The sequence below is a fragment of the Burkholderia sp. MSMB1826 genome (genome assembly GCF_001526325.1).
GTDB lineage: Bacteria > Pseudomonadota > Gammaproteobacteria > Burkholderiales > Burkholderiaceae > Burkholderia.
The window spans coordinates 621824-635435 of sequence record NZ_LOYN01000010.1 but is presented as its reverse complement, the minus strand read 5'-3'; the positions used below and the strand labels follow the sequence as shown (position 1 = coordinate 635435).

The window sequence follows — 13612 nt, the reverse complement described above, 5'->3', positions numbered from 1 at the left end:
CGGGCGAGGAGGTGCAACGCATGAGCGATTCGATGGCGGGCAACGACGGGCTGCGGCGCGAGTCGCCCGCGGTGCGGGTCGTGTGGTTTCTCGGCCCGCGGCCGGTGAGCTGGAACGGCGTCATGCGATACAGCCTCAAATGTATCGATTTCATTCCGGCATTGGCGGGATTCGACGTGGAGCCGGTCGACATTCCGGCCGAGCCGCGTTCGTTCCGGCGCTACTGGACGCAGTTCGTGCTGTATCCGCTGCGTGCGATCGCGGCGGCGCGCGCCGGACATTTCGTGATGCTGTACCAGGAAGACCTCGCCTTCATGATTCCGCTGATCCGGCGGGCGGGCGGCCGCGTCGGCATCGTGCTGCATCACGTGCAGCGTCCGGGGCAGGTGCGCGGCGTCGTCGAGCAGTTGAAGAATGCGTACATGCGAGTGACGCAGTCGCTGATCGCGACCGCGGACGTGGTGCTCGCGCCGTCGGACGTGACCGCGCAGGAAGCGCTGGCGGCGCTACGCATCCGCGCCGACCGGATCCAGGTCGTTCCCAACGCGTTCGACGACCGCTATGCGCCGATCGACGCCGCGGTGCGCGAACGGGCGCGCGCGACGCTGCTCGCGCGCTTCGGCATCGACATCGGCGACGCGCTGGTGGTGCTGAACGTCGGCTCGGACGAAACGCGCAAGAACAATGCGACGCTGTTTCGCGCGCTGGCGTCGCTCGGACGCAAGGACGTGATGGTGCTGCGGGTAGGCAGCGCGCACAACCAGGCCAACCGCGACGAATGCCGCGGCATTGCCGCGCAGGCGGGCATCGCCGCCCATTTCGTCGAGAACGTCGACGACGAGGATCTCGGCTACTTTTTCCAGGCGGCGGATCTGTACGTATCGCCGACGTTGCACGAAGGCTTCGGTCGCACGGTGATCGAGGCGCAATTCGTCGGCGTGCCGGTCATCGCGTCCGATTTGCCGGTGTACCGCTACACGATGGGCGAGTCGTTCGTGGCCGTCGCCGATGCAATGGATGCCGCCGAATGGGGCCGGCAGATCGAACGCGTCGCCGGCGACCCGTCGCTGCGCGCTGCGCTGGTGAGCGCCGGGCGGGCGAACGCGCGGCGCTTTTCGTCCGGCGCGGTCAGCGCGCAACTGCACGATGCGCTGGCGCGCGCCGTGCATGGCCGGCCGCGCGCCAGCCGGGCACAAGCGTGAAAGAGGCGGCGATGCGAACGATTCCGGCCGACGGCCGAACCGCGGTGCTCACGGGCGTGGCCGTATCGACGCTGTTCGTGCTCGCGTTGAGCGTCAATGCGATGCTGCCGGCGCTCGGCGCGATGGAACCGAGCGCGACCTGCACGTTGCTGGTCGCGGTCGCGGGCGTGATCGCGCTGATCGTCGTGCGGCCGGTGTTCGCCGTGTCGATCCTGTACACGCTGGTGATCGGACTGACCGCGTTCGTTGCCGGCGTGGGGATCGAGTCCGGCGGATTCCTGCGGGAAACGGACATCTTCGGCGTCGCGAACGGCGCGTTCAGCCGGCTGCTGTCGTTCTATGTCGTTTTCATCGCGTGCGCATCGTTCGCGTTCGAGCGGATCCTGAACGCACGCTCCGTCCATCCGCCGATCCGCGCGCGGATGACGCTTCAGCCGGTGAGCGTGGCGCTCGGGCTGGGGCTGGTCGGCGCGATCCTCGCGACGGGCGTGCTGGCCGGCCTGACCGGCGGCTTCGCGGTGCTGAGCGGCGTGAATCGCTACGCGCTGCGCAACGACGCGTCGAACAGCACGCTGTTCAACCTGTTCCTGAACAACCAGACCTTCGTCGCGGTGCTGCTCGGCACCTTCTGCACGAGTTCGACGCGGGTCGTACGCTGGACGTCCGTGTGCCTGCTCGTCGTCGATCTGGTGCTGGAGGCGTTGCACGGCGAACAGTTCATGGCCGTGCTGCACGTATGCCTGACCGTCCTGATACCGTTCATCGCGATCCATGCGATGAACGGCAAGCCGGTGATGCGCTACCTCGGCATCGGCTCGCTCATCGCGCTCGTGATCGGCAGCGTGTCGGTGTTCTACGCGTACCGGGGGCAGGGGCTCGACGTCGCGGAGACGGTGGTGTCGCGGTTTCTCGAACAGGGGCAGGCGTGGTACGTGGTGGACGGCGACGCCCACCTGTTCGGCGCGCCGACGTTCGGGGGCATGGCCGCGTTCGGGCGCTTCGTCGATTCATTGGGCTCGTTCACCGAGCCGACGTTCTTCAGCGATGCGCCGGTGAGCGGGCTGCGCGACCTGATGCTGTCGTACGGCACGCCCGAGATCCTGAAGGCCTACGTGTTCGACGACGTGACGTTCACGATGGGCAACATGGCGGTGCCGGTCTACTGGTTCGGCTATGCGGGCGGCGCGCTGTTCATTGCGCTGACGGGCGCGATCTACGGCGTGGCGAGCGCGATGCTGATCCTGGTCGCGATGCGCGGCGGCGTCGTGATGCTGTGGCTGGCCACGAAGATCTTCGCCTACGCGACCTATGCGATGCAGCAGGGCGATTACTGGACCTTGTTCGGCGCGCGCACGCTGTTCTATCTGGCGATCGCGCTGATCTGGTGGCATTGCGTCGACGCGCGGCGCGTGCATGCCGATGCGATGCGGACGGGGACATCTTGAACGCGTTCGTCAGGCTTCTGTTTTCGTCGTTCGCGGGTGTGGTGTGCGAAAAGATCATCGGTGCGCTCGCGGCGATCGCGAGCAATCACCTGTTTGCGAACATCTACGGCGCGCGGCTATTCGGCGAGCTGCAGTTCGCGTTGTCGCTGGCCTACGTGATCGGCAGCGTCGCGCTGATTTTCGGCGCACAGGTGATCCAGCCAATCCTCGGCAAGCACCCGCGCCTGCGGCACATGGTCGTCTACCGCGCGTTTCGCCTGCGGCTCACGCTGACGCTGGCCGTCATGCTGCTGTTCATGGGCGTCGTGGTGATCGTCATGCGGCCGTCGAGCGTATCCGAGCTCACGTTGATCGCGGCCTTCGCGCTGATCGTGGAGCCGATCGCGCTCGGTTCGCTGATGGCCTACGCCGAATCGAAGCCGTGGGTGATCACGCGGGCACGGGCGTACGCCAGCTGTGTGCGGGTGCTGTGGCTGTACGTCGCGGCGCACGCGTCGCTCGGCGTGATCGTCGCCGCGTTCGCATGGCCGCTGGAGGCTTGCGTGGCGGCCGCGGCGCCGTTCAGCCGCTATCGCGAGCTGGCGTTGAAGACGCCGAAATCGTTTCGCGGCAGCGCGGCCGTCACGAAAGCGCTGGTCGTGCGCGGGCTGCGGATCTGGCCGGCCATTGCGGCCAGCGTGCTGGTGCTGCGCATGGATCGGCTGCTGCTCGGCGTGCTGGTGTCCAAGGCCGATCTCGGCATCTATGCGTCCGCCGCGTCGCTGGTCGAGCAATGGAATTCGGTCGGCACGACGCTGGCGCTGGCCTTGGCGCCGAGCATGGTCTTTTCGGCGCGGACCGAGCCGCTCGTGCGCGCCAAGGCGTTGAAGCTCGGTCTCTATCTCGGCCTCGTCGGCTGTGTCGCGTGGGTCGGCAGCTACGTCGTCGGCCGCAAGGTGTTCCTGATGATCTACGGGCCCGCGTTCGTGCAGGGCGTGCCGGTGATGATCTACGCGACCGGCTGCGCGATCGCGACGTTCGTCGATGCGGGACTGAGCACGTGGCTCCTGGCCGTGCGGCGCTACCGGCTCATCATGATCAAGCAGGTGCTGATCGTCGCGGCGATCGTCGCCGCGCCGTTCGTCATGCCGCGCACGCTGGTGATGTATGCGCCTTCGACGGGCATTGCGGTATCGCTCGTGGTGTTCTGGTGCGTGGTGCTCGGGAATCTCGCGTTTGCCCGGGAGCGGCCATGAGCTGGCGTGCAGGCGGTCGTTCGCCGCGCCGGCGCGGGCTGGCGGGACAGGGAATCGGGAAGGTATCGGATCGCAGGGGAGGACGCTCGTGAAAAACCGGGTGCTGATGGTGATGACGCGGGACATTCCGCAGGACGTATCGAACGGACGGGAGCGCACGCTGAGCTTCATCCGGAAGGCAATCGGCGACCACATGGACGTGACCGAATTCAAGATCCGCTCGGTGTTCGAGGACGGCGGCTGGCGCGCGAAGATCGGCGCGGCGGTGCGGGTCGGATGGAGCGTGTTGCGCGGCGCGCCGTGCGCGCTTCAGGTGGCGATGTTCTCGCATCCGCGCAAGCGCACGGCGCTGCTGCGCGCCGTCGAGGCGATCAGGCCGGACGTGATCTATTTCGACGGCATCCGGCTCGTCGATTACGCGATCCTGGTGCGGCGCAGCGTGCCCGGCTGCCGGATCGTCGTGGATTTCGACGATCTCATGTCGCGCCGCGCGAACATCCTGCGCGAGCAGGATTTACCGTTGTCGGCCGGGTATCTGGAGAAGTCGATTCCGGGGCCGTTCGTCAGGCTCGCCAACGCGAAGCTGGTCCGCAATGCATTCCTCGGCTATGAAGCATTCGCGCTGAGACGGCAGGAGCGCGCGGCGATCGGCTCGTCGCACGCCGTTACGCTCGTTTCGACGGAGGACGCGCAGTCGCTGCGGCGGTCCCTCACGAACGACGAGGCCGTGAAGACGCACGTGATCGCGCCGCCGATGCATGCACTGGTGCCGATGCGGCGTCCGGCGGCACCGTTCCGGTTCGTCTTCATCGGTTCGGACCGGCAGTTGCAGAACCGGCTCGCGATCGAATTCCTCGTGGCGTTGTGGGCGCGTATCCGGCCGGCAACGCCGCTGGTGATCTACGGGCGCATGGCCGGCCGGTACGCGCCCGTGCCGAACGTCGAGTTCGCCGGCTTCGCGCCGACGCAGGCGGAGGTCTACACCGCGTGCTCGATCGCGTTGTGTCCTGCTTTTCTGCGCGGCGGCATCAAATCGAAGGTGCTGGAGGCGGTTTCGTACGGTTGCGTGCCGGTCGGCAACGAAGCCGCGTTCGAAGGGCTTGGATTTCACGACGATGCGCTTGCGATGAGCGACGCGCGACTGGAGCGGTTCGTCGCCGATCCGGCCGCGGATCTGGATCGCGTCGTGGCGGCGGCCATGCGCTTCGCCGCGTATTGCGAGCAGCATTTCAGCATGCCGGTATTCGATCGTCGGTGGCGCGAGCTGATCGCGCCGCCGGCAGGCAGCCCGTCGTGACGGGCGCCGCAACGAAGAGGAGGGCCCCGATGGCGTAATCCGAACGGCTCGCGGCCGGCTGGCTTCCGGACCTTGCATGTGCAGCATGGATACCGGAAAGGGGAAGGCCGGGCGCGGGAGATTTGCCGTCCTGCGGCCGATCGATTCAGCAGTCGGGCCGAAGGGCGCCGTATCCATTCTTCACCGATACCTAATAGAAAATGAGACCGATCATATTTGGCGGACGGTTCGGATGGCTGCATCCGGGCAACGGGACGCGGGGCGTCGTCCTGTGCAACGCGTACGGACACGAATCCGTCTGGAGTCACGACGGCATGCGGAATCTGGCGGATCGCCTGTCCGCGCGCGGGATACCGGTGCTGCGTTTCGATTACCGCGGCACCGGCGATTCCGCCGGGGCCGATGGCGCGAACGACCAGTTCGAAACGGCCGTCGACGACGTGTGCGCGGCCATCGCGCGATTGCGCGAGGAAACCGGCGTGACCCGCGTGACGCTGTGCGGCCTGCGGCTGGGCGCGGCATTCGCGTTGCTCGCGGCGGACCGGGACGACGTCGACCGGCTGGTGCTGCTGGCGCCGGTGGCGAGCGGGCGCAGCTACGTGCGCGAGCTGTCGATCATGCGCAACATCTGGCTCGACCAGTTGCCGGCGCCGCTGCGCGCGGCCCAGCCGCAAGACGCGCCGCTCAACGTGCTCGGGCAGATCTACAGTGCGGCGTTCCGTACGCGGCTCAATGCCTTCGACGCGATCGACGCGTTGAAGGACCGCACGGGTGCGCCGGCATCGGAAACGCTGATCGTCGACATGAGCGCCGGCGGCACCGAAGCGCTGCGCAAGCGGCTCGACGCGCTGGGCGGCAAGGTCGAGCAAAGGCCGTTCGAAGGCTATGCGGCGTTCATGCAGGAAACGACGTTCTCGCGCTTGCCGACGCGCGTGTTCGACGCCGTCGTCGACTGGATCGCGGCCGCCGATGGCCCGCAGCGACCGGCGGCGCGCACCGCGCAGAAAACGGACTGGGATCCCGACCTGATGCTGCGCACGCCGGAAGCCTGCGAGCAGCCGGTTCGATTCGGGGCGGCCGGCCGCCTGTTCGGCATCCTGTGCACGCCGCACGAGATGCACGACCGGGGGCCGGTGGTGCTGATCACGAACACGTCGGCCAGTCCGCACGTCGGCGACAGCCGGCTGTCGGTGCGGATCGCCCGCGAGCTCGCGCGCCGCGGCATCGCGTCGCTGCGATTCGACGGACGCGGCATCGGCGACAGTTCGCCGGCGCAGGGCGGCGGCGCGCCGCTCGATGCGCCCCCGCCGGTCTATTCGAGCGCCGTCGTCGAGGACGTCGCGACGGCAGCCCACTGGTTGAAGGAGCAGGGGTATCGGCAGGTCGTATCGTTCGGCATCTGCTCGGGCGCATACAGCGCATTGCGCGCGGCGCTGGCGGGACGCGCACTGTCGGGCGTCATCTCGGTGAACCTGCAGCGTTTCCACATGCCCGACGGCATCTCGACCGACGCGCTGCGCGAGCATCGGCCCAATTCGATGGCCGGCTACCGGTCGTCGTTCTTCGAGCTGAAGAAGTGGAAGCAGGTGCTGAGCGGCGATCGAAAGATCATGCCGTTCGTCCGGCTCGTGCTGAAGCGTTCGACGACGACGCTGGCCGTGCGGATCGGCGCATGGCGACGCCGGATCGCCGGCTGGTCGTGCGCGGACACGACCCCGGTCGATCCGCACGAGATCCTGCGGGCGCTGCAGCGCAAGGAGGTGAGCACGTTGTTCGTCTGCGGCGCATACGACAGCAGCCTCGATCTGGTGACGATGTATTTCGGCCCGCGCGGAAAGCGGCTGTCGCGATTTGCCGGTGCGCGCGCCGTCGTACTCGACGATCTCGATCACAGCGTGTTCGGTTCGCATGCCGCCGACGCGGTGGTCGGGCTGTGCAGCGAATTCGTCAAGGGGCTCGAATCGCGTCGCGCGACGGCGGCGACGATCATCAACGCGGAGTCGCCGGCATGACCGGACCGACGCGGGGCTGTGTCACATGTCGCACAGTCGCCGCGCCGGTGCGGTGATACGGTAACGCGTCTGTTCCCCGGCGACACCGCCGACCTCTACGCGACCATGACGATGCATGCCGAACCTTCCGGACGTCTGGACCATATCGATGCGATGCGCGCCGTCGCGGTCCTGCTCGTCATCTGGACGCACTATGCCGAGCGGTTCGTCGCGCTGGCGGGTGCTCAGCAGTGGCTCGACACGCTGCAGCGCTCCGTCAATTTCGGGCGGATCGGCGTGGTGGTCTTTTTCGGCATCAGCGGCTTGCTGATTCCGGTCAGTTTGCGCGGCCCCGCCGGAGCGGGCACGCGGCGCTTCCTGATCCGCCGTTTCCTGCGGCTGTATCCGGCGTTCTGGTTGTCCATTCCGATCGGCTGCGTCGTCTTCTGGACGCTGTTCGGCAAACCGGTGAGCGCGGCGCTGCTGATCGCCAATGCGACGATGATCCCGACCGCGTTCGGCCAGGAGCCGGTCATGGGGCATTACTGGACGCTCGAAACGGAACTGTATTTCTACGGGCTTTGCCTCGTGCTGTTCTGGTGGGGCGGGCTGCACCGGATGCGCGACCTGTCGCTCGCCTGCATCGGGCTGTGCGCGGTGTTCGTGACGACCGTCGCGCTGCACGTCTTTCCGGACGACACGCTGGGCCAGTACAAGGCCATGCCGTACCACCTCGCGATCATGTTCTGGGGCGCATGTTTTCGTCAGGCCTACGACCGGCCGCGCGACACGCTGCGGGTGGGATGGGGGCGGGGCGAACACGCCGGCATTGCGCTGACGTACCGATGCGTGGCGGGGCTGCTGACCGCGATGATCGTCGGCGTGGCGCTCGTCGGCGCGGCCAACGACTGGTGTCATCACAACGTCGATCATCTGCCGTCGTCGCTGGCTTATGTGGTCGGCGTCGCGATCTTCGTGGCGATGGCGACGGTCTTGAAAGTCCGCGCACGCGCGATGGCGAAGCTCGGCGAGGTCAGCTACTCGATTTACCTGTTTCACGCGATCCCGCTGTTCGGGTTCTACTGGCTGTGCGAACACTATCGATGGACCGGATGGCCGCTGGGCATCTACATGATCGTTCCGGTCGTGCCGTTGATTGCGTTGTCGTATCTGAGCTACCGGTATTGCGAGGCGCCCTGTGTGCGGCTCGCGCATCGCCTGACCGCATCGCGGCGTCGCGGCGGCGATCTGCCGGTCGGCAATCGGTCGGTCGATGCGACGCCGGATCCGGTGCGGAGCGGCTGGCGCGCGGACGGGTAATGGCGTGGAACGGCTTGGAACGGCGATCCCGCGTTGCCGATACGAATGGAATGGACGATACGGAGCGCAGACGATGCTGACGAGTACGGTAGTGCATGACGATGGCGGCGGCATGCCGCGATACCGGGTGGTTCGATGCACGTTCGGGATGGCGAATTGAACGGGTGGTCGTCGATCGGCGCCCGCGCGGAGGCGACGCGCGTCGTCGTCGTCAACGACTACGCGCGCAAGGGCGGCGCGGAGGAGGTTTACCAGACCTCCATCGAGGTGCTGCGCAATATCCCGGACGTGGACGTGTACTCGTTCGACGAGACGAATTTCGCGGCGGCCGAAGGCGCGTTCGCGCGCGGCTGGAACCGCGCCGCGGCAGGCGCACTGGCGACGTTGCTCGACGACGTGCGTCCGCATCGCGTGCTCGTGCACAACTATCACAATCTGCTGACGCAATCGATCCTGCCGGTACTCGCGCGGCGGCGCCGCGAGCAGGGATTCCGCACGTATCTCACGTGTCACGACTACCATCTGGTGTTCTACAACCCGAACCTGCTCGCCTATCGCAACGGGCAGCCGGTGCCGGTTCCGGTCGATGCGCTGTCGAATCCGGCGCGCCTGTTCGCACTGGCGAGCCCGCGCGGGCGGCTGCACGACACGGTGAAGAAACTGCACTGGCACGCGGTGTACGCGTATTGCAATCCGCGGAACGTGTTCGACCTGTTCCTGTGCCCGAGTCCGTACATGCGCACGGCGCTGGCGCAACGCGGCATCACGCGCACCGCACTGCTGCCGAATCCGGTGAGCACGCTGGCGGAGCCGTTCCCGCCGCGCGTGTGCGATCGCGAGCAGTTCGATCTCGCCTATGTGGGGCGGCTCGATGCGGAGAAAGGCATTCACGAGTTCATCGAGCTGGCGCGCCGGATTGCGTTCCGCCGTATCGGCAGTCTGACGCTGTACGGCGACGGCACACTGCGCGCGCAGCTCGAAACGCGCCACCAGGATCTGGTTCAGGCCGGCCGGCTGCGTTTCGCCGGGCGGCTCGGCCACGGCGAGCTGTTTCATGCACTGCGCGCGCACGATGCACTGGTGCTGCCGTCGGTCTGGGCCGAAAACGCGCCGCTCGTGGTGGTCGAGGCTGCCACGCTGGGGCTGCCGGTGCTCGCGCACGAGATCGGCAGCCTGTCGACGTTCGGTAGCGAGATCGGCAACAAGATCCTGTACCGGAATTCGCCGGCCGGCCTGACGAGCGCGTTCGATGAACTGGGGCGTCACCTGCGCATCGCCGATCGGCACTACGATTGTTCGGCGTACACGCCGTCGCGTTACGCGGCGCAGCTTGCGTCGTGGATGGGGCTCGGCGGGCAGCAGGGCGGTTAGCGGCGCGCAACGGGTGCGTCGACGTGGGCCGGGTTCGGCCAGGATCCATCCCGGCCGCGCGTTCGTCCCGCGGCCGGGATACTCGAGCAAGAGGAACGTTATGCGGGCATTGCGACGCATCGTGGCGGTCGCGCTTGGCGCACTGGCGTTGTCGGCCGTCTACGGTCATTGCCAGGGCGGCGAGCGCGTGATGGCGCTCGCGCCGGCCAATACGTCCGGCAGCCCCGATTTCAAGGGCTCGTCGAACGGGCTGCTCGCCGGCACGGCGTCGATATCGAAAATCGACGTGCACACGTTGTTGTACCCGGGCAGCACGACGCAGGTGCTCGCGCACTATCTTCCATGGTGGGGCCCGGACCCGCGCGGCGTGAACGTCGGCTATCGATCCGACGATCCCCGCCAGGCATTTCGCACCTTCGCCGACATGCGTTCGAGAGGCATCGACGGCGTGATCGTCGACTGGTACGGCGCGGGCCATTTCGTCGATACCGCGTGGCAGGCATCGCTGCCCGAACTGGCGAAGTTTCCCGGCATGACGTTCTCGATCATGATCGACAGCGGCTCCTTCAAGTTCAATGCGTGCCGCGGCTGCGACCTGACCGAGACGATCCTGCACAACCTCGCGTACATCAGCCGCGAATACTTCACGTCGAGCCAGTATCTGCGCTACGACGGCCATCCGGTCGTGTCGGAGTTCGGGATGGACGCGGTCGGCAAGGCCGACTGGGCACGGATTCACGCCGCGTACCCCGACATCTACTGGATTCACACGTTGGCGCAGGGCTTCGATCTTCCGTACAGCAAGGGCGCGTACGTGTGGGCGCAACCGTCGCCGCGAGCCGCACCGCAAGCGGCCGGCATACGGCGCGACCTGCTGTATCGCGAGCGCTTCTACGACATCGCACGGAATCAGCCGCCCGGGACGATCACGGTCGGCGGCGTATGGAGCGGCTTCGACGATACGAAGGCATCGTGGGGCGCCGCGGCACCGCGCTTTCTTGCGCCGTCGTGCGGCCGGACCTGGCTGGACACGTTCAAGACCATCAACGAGCGCTACAACGTGAGGCGACAATTGCCGTTCGTTCAGCTGATCACCTGGAACGACTACGAGGAGGGCAGCGCGCTCGAAACCGGCATCGCCAGTTGCACGGCCATCGACGCGCAGCCCGTAGGTTCGAGCTTGACCGTCAGGATCACCCATCCGGAGACCGTCGATCATCTCGAGCTGTACGAACAGCTCGGCGGCGGCGCGTTCGCGCTGGCCGGCCGCTATCCGGCCGATACGACGAGCATTTCGCTGCCGGGCGCCCGGGCGGGCACCTACTTCATCAAGGCTGTCGGCAAGCCGTTCATCCAGAACGTCGTGTCGACGGCGATCGTCGTGCGTTGACGCGCGGGCGTCATGCCCGTGCGGTCAGCACGCGTCGCCCGTCGACGGCGCGGCCAGCACGGCCGCCTTCCGCGTAGCCGGTTCCGGCGGTACGCAAGTCTCCCGGCCATACTGATCGTCGAAGCGGACGATGTCGTCCTCGCCGAGATAGTCGCCCGATTGCACCTCGATGATTTCGAGCGGAATCCGGCCGGGATTCTCGAGTCGATGGACCTCGCCGACGGCGATGTACGTCGATTCGTTCTCGCACAGCAGGAACGTCTCGGCGCCGCGCGTCACCTTCGCGGTGCCGCGCACGACGATCCAGTGCTCGGCGCGGTGATAGTGCATCTGCAGCGACAGCCGCCTGCCGGGTTCGACGACGATCCGCTTCACCTGGAAACGCTCGCCGAGATCGATCGAATCGTAATGGCCCCACGGCCGCTGCACCTTGCGGTGCTCGCTCGCCTGCGGGCGCCGGTCGGTCTTCAGGCGGGCGACGATGTTCTTCACGCGCTGCACGTCGTGCTTGTTCGCCACCAGCACCGCATCGGCCGTCTCGATCACGACGACGTCCTTCATCCCGACGCACGCGACGAGGCGGCCTTCCGAGCGCACGAGGCTGTCCTGCGTATCTTCGAACACGATCGGGCCGCGCGCGACGTTGCCGTGATCGTCCTTCGGCATGATTTCCCAGATCGCGTCCCACGTGCCGACGTCCGACCAGCCGGCCGCGAGCGGCACCACGATGCCTTCGATGCCGAGCTCGCCGTGTTCCGCGAGGCGCTCCATCACCGCATAGTCGATCGAATCCGACGGACACGCGTCGAAGGCCGCCGCATCGATCCTGAAGAACGGATCGTCGGCGACGCCCGCGCGCCACGCGCTCTCGCAGGCCGCGTGAATGTCGGGCGCGAGCGCGCCGATCGCCTTCAGCCAGACCGATGCGCGCGTGACGAAGATCCCGCTGTTCCACCAGTAATCGCCCGATTGCAGATAGCGTTCGGCGAGCGTCGCGTCGGGTTTTTCGACGAAACGCCCGATCGCGTAACCGCCCTGGCTGCCGTGGCGGCCCGAGCGCGGCTCGCCGACCTGGATGTAGCCGTAGCCCGTCTCCGCGCGGCGCGGCAGCACGCCGAGCGTGACGATCGCGCCTTCCTGCGCATAGCGCGCCGCACGTGCGATCGCGTCCTGAAACGCGCCGACATCGACGATCACGTGATCGGCCGGCATCACGGCGAGCACGGGATCGTCCGCGAGCGCACTCGCGTCGAGCGCGGCAAGCGTCAGTGCGGGCGCGGTGTTGCGCGCGGCCGGTTCCAGCAGGATGCGGGCGGGCGCCGAGCGGCCGTGCACCTGCTCGGCGCTCATGAAGCGATGCTGTTCGCCGCATACGAGCAGCAGCGTGTCGCCGAGCGACGCGTTCGCGATACCGTTCAGGCGGCGCGCCGTCGCCGACAGCGGCGACTCGTTCGATACCAGCTCGATCAGTTGTTTCGGATACTGCTCGCGCGACAGCGGCCACAGCCGCGTGCCGGAGCCGCCGGCGAGAATCACCGGCAGGATGCTCGGCAGATCGGGTTCGGGAACCGGACGAAGGGTGCGGGTCATCGGTTCGCTCCGGTATCGGCGGGGGGCAGGGGGCGCGCGCGGCCGTCGGCGCGCGCGTCGTCGTGGCGCGAGACCGAAACGGCTCGCGACAGCAGGTGACGCAGCGCGCCGGCCGCGCGATCGGCCGACCGTATCAGGCCGACGAACGGCGCGCCCTGTTCGAGATACGGCCCGTAGGCCTTGCGGAATCCGAACCGTTTGTAGAACGCCTGGCGCGGCGCGGGGACGTGCGTGCGCACCGCCGCCTCCGGCCATGCGGCCTGCGCGGCGGTGAGCGCGCGCCCGATCAGGCGTTCGAGCGTGTCGTCGTCGCGGCAGCTTTCGCTCGTCAGCACCTTGTCGATCACGACGTCCGGATCGATGTCGTCGCCGGGCAGGATGCGTGCGTAGGCCGCGACTTCCATCGCGTCGCCGTCGCGCACGCTCGCATAGACGTGCAGCGCGCCCGCGTCCTTGCCGTCGATGTCGAGGTGCGTGTGCGCGTCCTCGACCACCAGCACGGCGTTGCGCGCGCGCAGGATTGCATAGAGATCGACGGCGCTCAGATGTTCGAATTCACAACAATGCCATTCCATGATGCTGTCCTCGCGTGATGCCTTCGGCACGCCGCGCCGCGCGGATGCGGTCGATCCGTGCGGCGCGGCGATCTTCATCATCCCGATGCATGGTGCAGCGGTCTGTTCGAAAGCGCACTCACGCTCCGGATTCGCAGGCGCGGCGCGGGATACCGGGCGATGCGCGCGTCACGGGAGCGTCGCAATGTGCGGTAGC

At 67.4% G+C, this 13612-nt stretch carries 10 protein-coding genes; 8 read left to right on the top strand and 2 right to left on the bottom strand.

What is annotated here, in order from left to right:
* Positions 1–20 precede the first annotated feature (20 nt).
* The 8 genes from WS95_RS04835 to WS95_RS04800 all read left to right on the top strand — a co-directional run bounded on the left by WS95_RS04835 (position 21) and on the right by WS95_RS04800 (position 11251).
* Positions 21–1202 carry a glycosyltransferase gene (locus WS95_RS04835; protein WP_179950167.1) on the top strand — a complete coding sequence of 394 codons (1182 nt, stop codon included), beginning with the start codon at positions 21–23 and terminating at the stop codon, positions 1200–1202.
* A gap of 11 nt (positions 1203–1213) precedes the next feature.
* Positions 1214–2647 (top strand): DUF6418 domain-containing protein, encoded by a 1434-nt coding sequence (locus WS95_RS04830; RefSeq protein WP_059822808.1) that lies wholly within the window; start codon positions 1214–1216, stop codon positions 2645–2647.
* Positions 2644–3882, top strand: coding sequence for a hypothetical protein (locus tag WS95_RS04825; RefSeq protein WP_034204981.1), 1239 nt, complete (start codon positions 2644–2646; stop codon positions 3880–3882). Before WS95_RS04830 ends, WS95_RS04825 begins: the two co-directional genes overlap by 4 nt.
* 88 nt (positions 3883–3970) lie before the next feature.
* Entirely contained in the window at positions 3971–5179 is a 1209-nt protein-coding gene (locus WS95_RS04820; RefSeq protein WP_179950166.1) for a glycosyltransferase, read from the top strand.
* 200 nt (positions 5180–5379) lie between these two features.
* Positions 5380–7191, top strand: a complete 1812-nt coding sequence (locus WS95_RS04815) for an alpha/beta hydrolase (protein ID WP_063890143.1) — start codon at positions 5380–5382, stop codon at positions 7189–7191.
* 105 nt (positions 7192–7296) lie between these two features.
* On the top strand, positions 7297–8490 hold the full coding sequence (locus WS95_RS04810; RefSeq protein ID WP_059822560.1) for an acyltransferase family protein: 1194 nt from the start codon (positions 7297–7299) through the stop codon (positions 8488–8490).
* A gap of 156 nt (positions 8491–8646) precedes the next feature.
* Positions 8647–9861, top strand: coding sequence for a glycosyltransferase (locus tag WS95_RS04805; protein WP_080747711.1), 1215 nt, complete (start codon positions 8647–8649; stop codon positions 9859–9861).
* A gap of 100 nt (positions 9862–9961) precedes the next feature.
* A complete protein-coding gene (locus WS95_RS04800) occupies positions 9962–11251 on the top strand; it encodes a hypothetical protein (protein ID WP_059783707.1) in 1290 nt (429 codons plus the stop codon).
* A 24-nt stretch (positions 11252–11275) separates the two neighbouring features.
* On the opposite strand, the gene WS95_RS04795 is transcribed toward WS95_RS04800, so the two are convergent.
* Positions 11276–12841 carry a mannose-1-phosphate guanylyltransferase/mannose-6-phosphate isomerase gene (locus WS95_RS04795; protein ID WP_059822558.1) on the bottom strand — a complete coding sequence of 522 codons (1566 nt, stop codon included), beginning with the start codon at positions 12839–12841 and terminating at the stop codon, positions 11276–11278.
* Entirely contained in the window at positions 12838–13416 is a 579-nt protein-coding gene (locus WS95_RS04790; RefSeq protein WP_059822806.1) for a hypothetical protein, read from the bottom strand. Before WS95_RS04790 ends, WS95_RS04795 begins: the two co-directional genes overlap by 4 nt.
* Between the last annotated feature and the right edge of the window lie 196 nt (positions 13417–13612).

Excerpts from the sequence above, each read along its gene's own strand:
- WS95_RS04790 (WP_059822806.1), bottom strand. The coding sequence starts at position 13,416 with ATGGAATGGCATTGTTGTGAATTCGAACATCTGAGCGCCGTCGATCTC.
- WS95_RS04810 (WP_059822560.1), top strand. The coding sequence starts at position 7,297 with ATGACGATGCATGCCGAACCTTCCGGACGTCTGGACCATATCGATGCG.
- WS95_RS04795 (WP_059822558.1), bottom strand. The coding sequence starts at position 12,841 with ATGACCCGCACCCTTCGTCCGGTTCCCGAACCCGATCTGCCGAGCATC.
- WS95_RS04835 (WP_179950167.1), top strand. The coding sequence starts at position 21 with ATGAGCGATTCGATGGCGGGCAACGACGGGCTGCGGCGCGAGTCGCCC.
- WS95_RS04830 (WP_059822808.1), top strand. The coding sequence starts at position 1,214 with ATGCGAACGATTCCGGCCGACGGCCGAACCGCGGTGCTCACGGGCGTG.
- WS95_RS04815 (WP_063890143.1), top strand. The coding sequence starts at position 5,380 with ATGAGACCGATCATATTTGGCGGACGGTTCGGATGGCTGCATCCGGGC.
- WS95_RS04800 (WP_059783707.1), top strand. The coding sequence starts at position 9,962 with ATGCGGGCATTGCGACGCATCGTGGCGGTCGCGCTTGGCGCACTGGCG.